The 6,937-nt window shown below is 47.6% G+C and carries 4 protein-coding genes; all 4 read left to right on the top strand.

Going from position 1 to position 6,937, the window contains the following annotated elements:
* The first annotated feature begins 230 nt into the window (after positions 1-230).
* The 4 genes from AC5EF3_RS14055 (at position 231) to ppdK (ending at position 6,557) form a co-directional block, all read left to right on the top strand.
* Positions 231-554 (top strand): helix-turn-helix domain-containing protein, encoded by a 324-nt coding sequence (locus AC5EF3_RS14055; protein WP_015826966.1) that lies wholly within the window; start codon positions 231-233, stop codon positions 552-554.
* 151 nt (positions 555-705) lie between these two features.
* Positions 706-1,611 (top strand): glycine--tRNA ligase subunit alpha, encoded by a 906-nt coding sequence (locus tag AC5EF3_RS14050; protein WP_493548494.1) that lies wholly within the window; start codon positions 706-708, stop codon positions 1,609-1,611.
* Positions 1,612-1,677: 66 nt separating this feature from the next.
* Positions 1,678-3,846: a glycine--tRNA ligase subunit beta gene (gene glyS, locus AC5EF3_RS14045; protein ID WP_493548493.1), complete on the top strand. Its 2,169-nt coding sequence runs from the start codon at positions 1,678-1,680 to the stop codon at positions 3,844-3,846.
* A gap of 23 nt (positions 3,847-3,869) precedes the next feature.
* A complete protein-coding gene (gene ppdK / locus AC5EF3_RS14040; protein ID WP_015826969.1) occupies positions 3,870-6,557 on the top strand; it encodes a pyruvate, phosphate dikinase in 2,688 nt (895 codons plus the stop codon).
* Positions 6,558-6,937 lie beyond the last annotated feature (380 nt).

Genomic DNA, 6,937 nt, shown 5'->3' with positions numbered 1-6,937 from the left:
CCAGCCTTCGCTGGGGTGACAGCTTCTTTGGTGGAAGCCAACACCCGAAATTGCATCCTAATACAGTGTTGAGATGACAAGAGATGGATACCCTGACGGCTGCGCCGTCGGGTATGACGGGGTGAGATGTTGCATTTGCTTGTGCGTAGTGCACCTACGCGGCACGGTCAGATTTTTTCAGCTTGGTGAATTTCTCTTTTCTCAACGGAACAAATACATATAATTGAGAAATGAACAGTAAAAGACCTTTTTATTTAAAACATTGGCGGATTTACCGCAAACTCTCGCAAGAGGAACTAGCTGACCGCGTGCAGACCACCAAGGGTTACGTCAGTGAACTTGAGCGACAAATCAAGCCTTACAATCAAGGTTTGCTTGAGGCTTTCTCTATAGCATTATGTTGTGAACCTGCAGATTTTCTGATCCGCGACCCAATGGCGTCTAATCAGGTTTGGTCTACTTGGGATAAAATTCCAGATGGTGATCGAGAACTGGCGTTGAGGGTTCTCAGAAGTTTTGTCAAACAAGAAGACGATGAAAAGAAAATCGAATAGTTATATGATTGACTTCTAACTATAACTCCCCACCTTGATCCTTGAGTCATAAAAGACTAGCTTCCGCGCCAAATTGTGCAATGGAAGCGGTGGGGAATCTGTGGTCTATGACGGCCAGAAGATAGACCTCGCGAACAAAAAAGAAACTGACATGTCAGCTAGCCAAAAACCTAAATCATTTCAGGATTTGATCCTGACCCTTCAAACATATTGGGCCTCTCGCGGGTGCGCGGTATTGCAGCCATATGATATGGAAGTGGGGGCGGGTACATTACACCCCGCGACGACTTTGCGGGCGCTGGGGCCAAAGCCTTGGAATGTGGCGTATGTGCAGCCTTCACGCCGTCCGACAGATGGGCGCTATGGGGAAAACCCAAACCGCTTGCAGCATTATTATCAGTTTCAGGTGATCTTAAAACCAAACCCGCCAGAGATTCAGGATTGGTATCTTGAAAGCTTGCGCGCAATCGGCCTTGATCCAACTGTGCATGATATTCGTTTTGTGGAAGATGACTGGGAAAACCCAACAGTGGGTGCATGGGGCCTTGGCTGGGAAGTTTGGTGTGACGGGATGGAAGTGTCTCAATTCACATATTTCCAGCAAGTGGGCGGCTTGGATGTGTTCCCAGTATCGGGTGAGCTAACCTATGGGCTTGAGCGCTTGGCCATGTATGTGTTTGGCGTCGATAATGTGTATGATCTGCCATATAATGATCCAGACAGCCCGCATCCATTATCTTATGGGGATGTGTTTCTGGAAAACGAGAAACAGCAATCAGCTTATAATTTCGAGCACGCCAATACAGATGATTTGCTTGAAAGCTTTAAAGCGTGTGAGCGCATGAGCCAGCATTTGCTGGGGCTGGAAAAGCCTTTGCCGCTGCCTGCTTATGAGCAAGCTTTGAAAGCATCCCACATGTTTAACTTGTTAGATGCGCGCGGGGTGGTCTCACCCACCGAACGTCAAAGCTTTATCGCCCGCGTGCGCGATATGGCCAAAGGCGCTGCTCAAGCATGGGCCGCACAAGAAGAAGCGGAAGCGGTCGCAGCAGAGTAGTTTGCGCGAAATTTTCTGTTTATTCTGAACCAAAATTTGATCTCTTTGCCATAGGGCACATACGCTATGCCACAATTACTCCTTGAACTTTTCTGTGAAGAAATTCCTGCTCGCATGCAAGCAAAGGCGCAAGCAGACCTTGAACGCGCTGTGATGGATAAACTGTCCGAAGCGGGCTTGATGGCGGAAGGGGTGAAGGCTTTTTCTGGGCCGCGCCGTTTGTGTGTGGTGGCGGAAGGCTTGCCAATTAAATCTGCGGATGTGCGCGAAGAACGCAAGGGGCCAAAAGTTGGCGCGCCTGAAAAAGCGATTGCGGGATTTTTGCGCGGTGCTGGATTAGACTCTATCGAGCAGGCAGAAATTCAAGAAGATAAAAAGAAGGGCCAATTCTATGTCGCGGTGATTAATAAGCCGGGTGTAGAAACAACGCAGATTATTGCGAATATGGTGCCTGAGATTGTGCGCTCATTCCATTGGCCAAAATCCATGCGCTGGGGCTCTGGCGATATGCGCTGGGTGCGTCCATTGCAACGTATTTTGTGTACGTTTGATGGTGAAGTGGTGCCGTTTGAGATTGATGGCATTGCATCAAGCAATGTCACACAGGGCCACCGCATTATGGGCGCAGGGCCATTCACCGTGCGCCGCTTTGATGATTATTCCGATATTTTGAAGAATAAAGGCCGCGTGATTTACGACCGCGATGAGCGCAAAGACATTATCGCGACAGAAGCCAAAACATTGTGTGATGCGCAGGGCCTAGAGTTAGTGCCTGATATTGGCCTGCTAGAAGAAGTAGCGGGTCTGGCTGAATTTCCTGTGGTGATTATGGGGGATATGGACCCTAAATTCTTGGCGTTGCCGCCGGAAGTCATCACCTTGTCTATGCGCGTGCACCAGAAGTATTTTGCGGTGCGTGATCCTAAGACGGGCAAGCTTGCGCCTAAATTTATCGTGGTTGCAAATCTTGAAGCTGAAGATGGCGGCAAGACGATTGCGGCGGGTAATTCTAAAGTGTTGTCTGCGCGTTTATCTGATGCTGTGTTCTTCTATGAGAATGACAAAGCGAAAAAATTAGAAGAGCGCTTTGATAGCCTTGGCAATATTGTCTTCCACGAAAAGCTTGGGACAGTAAAAGACAAAGCTGAGCGTGTGGCGGCCCTTGCAGGCGAGCTTGCGCCGATTGTGGGCGCTAAGAAAGAAGACGCGATTGCGGCGGCAAAACTCGCCAAATGTGACCTTGTGGCTGAGATGGTGTTTGAGTTCACCGAGCTTGAAGGTGTGATGGGGCGCTATTACGCGATGGAAGAGGGGCAGCCTCAACACATCGCTGATACGATCCGCGACCATTATAAGCCTAAAGGCCCATCTGATGACGTGCCAACAGAGCCAACGGCTGTGGCTGTGGCGCTGGCGGATAAGCTGGATACTTTATGTTCTGGTTTTTGGACCATCAATGAATTGCCTACAGGATCAAAAGATCCTTATGCATTACGACGGTCTGCCTTGGGTGTTATTCGCTTAGTTTTGGAAAATAATATTCGATTGAAATTGGAGCCATGTTTTTCAGAATTAGCTGAAATTGGATTTGCACTGTCGCCAGTATCAAAAGCACACTGGACTGAAATGTGGAAGTTGTCACAGGACGTCGAGGCTGATGGGACAACTTTCATTGAAGGAACTGGCTTTAAAGATGAAGCGCAGACTTTGGCTCAAAACCTCCTCTCATTCTTTGAAGATCGTTTAAAAGTTTACCTTCGCGATAAGGGCATTCGCCATGATTTATTGGATGCTGTGTTCTCGCTGGGCGGCGATGATCTTGTTCTGATTGTGAAACGGGTTGAGGCGCTTGGTTCATTCTTGGAAACTGAGGACGGAAAGAATCTCGTTTCGGGACACAAGCGTGCGACAAATATCCTACAAAAAGAAGAAAAAAAGGATGGTAGCGCTATAACGGGCGAGATTGACAAAAAACTGTTGTCAGACGCTGCGGAATTGGCTTTGCATGAGGCTTTAAATGTTGCAACTGCGAATGCAGAAGCTGCATTAAAGAAGGAAGACTTCGAAGGGGCGATGTCGGCATTGAGTTTGCTACGTGGTCCAGTCGATACATTTTTTGACGATGTGATTGTCAATGCAGAAGATAATAAAGTGCGGGAAAACCGCCTAAAATTGTTAGCAAGAATCCGGGATGTAACTAGCCAAGTCGCGGATTTCTCAAAAATAGAAGGCTAGGGACAAGTTACGGGACAACAATAATGGCCAACACAAAATGGGTCTATGATTTCGGCGGCGGCGCGTCAGATGGCGATGCGTCTATGAAAAACCTACTTGGTGGAAAGGGAGCAAACCTTGCTGAAATGGCAAGTCTAGGGCTACCAGTTCCTCCAGGATTTACGATCACGACAGCCGTTTGTACTGCATTTTATGATTTGGGCCGCAAATATCCAGAAGAGCTAGATGCACAGTTTGAAGCAAGCCTGAAAACGCTTGAAGCGAAAACTGACAAAGAGTTTGGATCTGCGACAAACCCATTATTAGTGTCTGTGCGTTCTGGTGCGCGCGCCTCCATGCCGGGTATGATGGATACTGTCCTCAACCTTGGTCTCAATGATACAACAGTTGAAGGTCTTGCAAGCTTATCTGGTGATAAGCGCTTTGCTTATGACAGCTATCGTCGTTTCATTCAGATGTATTCCAATGTTGTGTTAAACATCACTCATGATGTGTTTGAAGACATTCTTGAAGACTATAAAGACCTTCAAGGTTATGAGCTGGACACAGACATGCAGGCCGAAGACTGGCAGGATGTGATCGGCAAATATAAGTCTGCTGTTTTAAGCAATAATGGCGGCAAACCTTTCCCTGAAGATCCTAAAGATCAGCTATGGGGCGCAATTGGTGCTGTGTTTGGATCATGGATGAATGATCGCGCGATCTTCTACCGCAAGCACAATGATATTCCAGCTTCTTGGGGAACTGCTGTTAATGTGCAGTCCATGGTGTTTGGAAATATGGGTGATACTTCTGCGACGGGTGTGGCGTTTACACGTGACCCGGGCACAGGACAAAACTTATTCTATGGTGAATACCTTATCAACGCACAAGGTGAAGATGTTGTGGCGGGTATTCGTACACCGGCTCCGATTTCAAAAGCACGTGCCGCTGAAATGGGTTCTGATGATGAACCATTAGAAGTGACAATGCCCGATGTTTATCAGCAATTGACTGATGTCGCATCTAAGCTTGAAAACCATTATCGCGACATGCAGGACATTGAGTTCACTGTTGAGCAGGGCAAGCTTTACATGCTGCAAACCCGCAATGGGAAACGCACAGCACAAGCTGCTTTGGCGATGGCTGTTGAAATGTGTAAAGAAGGTCTGATCACTGAGGATGAAGCAGTGCTTCGTCTCGCTCCGGCTCAGCTTGACCAATTATTGCACCCAATGATTGACCAAGATGCCAAAGCGGCAGCAACGGCTGAAGGGCGCGTGTTTGTGAAAGGTCTGCCTGCATCTCCGGGGGCGGCTATTGGTAAAATCGTGTTTGATTCCGATGAAGCGGCGGATGCGGCTGCTAAGGGTGAAGATGTTATCTTGATCCGTATCGAAACAAGCCCAGAAGATATTCACGGTATGCACGCGTCTAAAGCGATTGTGACCGCACGCGGCGGGATGACATCTCACGCGGCTGTTGTGGCGCGCGGCATGGGGCGTCCATGTGTGTGTGGTGCTGGTTCATTGCGCATCAATAAAGAGCTTGGCGAAGTGTCTGTTGCAGGTGACACGCTTAAACGCGGTGACATCGTAACGGTGGATGGTGCGACAGGTGAAGTGTTTAAAGGCCGCGTTGCGATGATTGAACCAGATCTTTCTGGTGATTTTGCGCACATTATGGAATGGGCCGATAATGCACGTACATTATCTGTGCGCACAAACGCTGAAACGCCAGCTGATGTTGAAGTGGCTAAAAACTTCGGCGCAGAAGGTATTGGTCTTTGTCGCACCGAGCACATGTTCTTTGATGCTGACCGTATCCCAGTTGTACGCGCCATGATTTTGGCAAGCAATGAGAAGGGCCGTAAAGAAGCACTTGAAAAATTGCTTCCAATGCAGCGCTCCGACTTTGAGGCTATTTTCCGCATTATGGGCGATAAGCCTTGCAATATTCGTTTGCTTGACCCGCCATTGCACGAATTCATGCCGCACTCTGATGAAGAAATGGCAGAAGTGGCAAAAGGCTCGGGTGTATCTATTGAGATGCTGACACATCGCGCGTCTGAATTGCACGAGAGCAACCCAATGCTTGGTCACCGTGGATGTCGTTTGGGTGTAACTTACCCGGAAATCTACGAGATGCAGGCACGCGCTATTTTTGAAGCTGCTGTGAATGTTGCAAAAGAAACAGGTATTGCGCCTGTGCCTGAAGTGATGATTCCGCTTGTGGCAACAAAAGCAGAAGTGGCGCTGATGAAAGCGCGCATTGTGAAAATGGCTGAAGCGGTCTTGCCTAAATCAGCCATCAAGATTGATTATCTTGTCGGTACAATGATTGAGCTTCCACGTGCTGCATTACGTGCTGCAGATATTGCAGAAGAGGCTGAGTTCTTCTCGTTTGGAACGAATGATTTGACGCAAACAACATTGGGTATTTCCCGTGATGATGCTGCGCGTTTCCTTGGTGACTATGAGAAGCAAGGCATTTATGAAAAAGACCCATTCGTAACACTTGATATTGAAGGTGTTGGGGAATTGGTGAAACTTGGTGCTGAGCGTGGTCGTTCCGTGAAGCCTGATTTGAAAATCGGGATTTGTGGTGAGCATGGCGGTGACCCAGCATCTATCGCGTTTTGTCACGGCCTTGGCATGACTTATGTGTCTTGTTCGCCTTACCGTGTTCCTGTGGCACGTTTAGCGGCGGCACATGCGGCTTTGACTGCGTAAACGAATCAAATAATTGAAAATTGAAGAATGGCTGGTTGAAGAATCAGCCCTTTTTTATGGGTAGCTGGCATGCTGATATGCATATCTTCACCATGAATAATGATAAAAAAAAGTTTTTATCGTTAACGAATTCTTTCATAGAAAATAAACTTTTAGCCTGATTTTAACTTGGCTAGCATTGGATCGGCATTAAAATTCATCCGCCTGCAAACATTACCATTTCATTGCAAAGTGTTAATGAAGTGGCGTTTGGGGTTGCCAAATCCCTAAAAAATCACATATCTAGCCATAATTAGGCCGTTAACACCTTGTTAATCTGTGCTCGTGACGTCGTTGCATTGCGTTCAGCAGCGGGAAGATAAATTGTAAACTTGCTTAGG

It is taken from the genome of Hirschia sp. (assembly GCF_058892565.1).
This window is presented reverse-complemented; position numbering and strand designations above follow the sequence as displayed.

What these genes read in the sequence shown, in the direction of transcription:
- AC5EF3_RS14055 (WP_015826966.1), top strand. Translation starts at nt 231, where the DNA reads ATGAACAGTAAAAGACCTTTTTATTTAAAACATTGGCGGATTTACCGC.
- glyS (WP_493548493.1), top strand. Translation starts at nt 1,678, where the DNA reads ATGCCACAATTACTCCTTGAACTTTTCTGTGAAGAAATTCCTGCTCGC.
- ppdK (WP_015826969.1), top strand. Translation starts at nt 3,870, where the DNA reads ATGGCCAACACAAAATGGGTCTATGATTTCGGCGGCGGCGCGTCAGAT.
- AC5EF3_RS14050 (WP_493548494.1), top strand. Translation starts at nt 706, where the DNA reads ATGTCAGCTAGCCAAAAACCTAAATCATTTCAGGATTTGATCCTGACC.